This window comes from Cupriavidus oxalaticus (assembly GCF_038900635.1).
GTDB classification, from domain to species: Bacteria; Pseudomonadota; Gammaproteobacteria; order Burkholderiales; family Burkholderiaceae; genus Cupriavidus; species Cupriavidus oxalaticus_B.
On sequence record NZ_JAYMRX010000070.1, the window covers coordinates 1 to 935 of the forward strand.

Annotated in this window: 2 tRNA genes and 2 rRNA genes; all 4 read left to right on the top strand. The window is 51.3% G+C overall.

Annotated features, from left to right (window positions below):
• Positions 1-126 (top strand): 16S ribosomal RNA (locus tag VSR71_RS34960); the annotation flags it as partial.
• A gap of 62 nt (positions 127-188) precedes the next feature.
• Positions 189-265 (top strand) — tRNA-Ile (locus VSR71_RS34965).
• 11 nt (positions 266-276) lie between these two features.
• Positions 277-352 (top strand) — tRNA-Ala (locus tag VSR71_RS34970).
• A 297-nt stretch (positions 353-649) separates the two neighbouring features.
• Positions 650-935: ribosomal RNA gene (locus VSR71_RS34975) — 23S ribosomal RNA — on the top strand; the annotation flags it as partial.

Sequence of the window (935 nt, forward strand, 5' to 3'; positions counted from 1 at the left end):
GAGTGGGTTTTGCCAGAAGTAGTTAGCCTAACCGCAAGGAGGGCGATTACCACGGCAGGGTTCATGACTGGGGTGAAGTCGTAACAAGGTAGCCGTATCGGAAGGTGCGGCTGGATCACCTCCTTTCTAGAGGCTTGTGTCTCAAGCCTAGCGTTCACACTTATCGGTTTGTTTGCTGTTACAGCCAAGGGTCTGTAGCTCAGGTGGTTAGAGCACCGTCTTGATAAGGCGGGGGTCGTAGGTTCAAGTCCTACCAGACCCACCAAGTTATCCGAAGGGGGATTAGCTCAGCTGGGAGAGCACCTGCTTTGCAAGCAGGGGGTCGTCGGTTCGATCCCGTCATCCTCCACCACGATCTCTGACGAGTGAGTTCGGATACCTGGAATTGGTGGTCAAATGCAAGCGCTTAGGATTGAGCGTTTGCATTTGGCATTGCCAAGCGATCGCAAGATCGGCTGTTCTTTAACAATATGGGATGTAGTAAAGGTGTCGCGTAAGCGTTGATGAGACGCTGCAGTACAAACGCGATACCGGGTTGTGATTGTATCAACCAAAATGTATTTAAGTGATCGAAAGATGACTTGGAATACGGCACAAATGCGAGAACTCAACCTGTAGTGAGCGTGTCGTTGAGACACACTTGTTATAGGGTCAAGCGAACAAGTGCATGTGGTGGATGCCTTGGCGATCACAGGCGATGAAGGACGCGGTAGCCTGCGAAAAGCTTCGGGGAGCTGGCAAACAAGCTTTGATCCGGAGATGTCCGAATGGGGAAACCCGGCCCGTATGGGTCATCCCACACTGAATCCATAGGTGTGGGAAGCGAACGCGGCGAACTGAAACATCTAAGTAGCTGCAGGAACAGAAATCAACCGAGATTCCCAAAGTAGTGGCGAACGAAATGGGAAGAGCCTTGTACTCTTTAGCAGCATTGT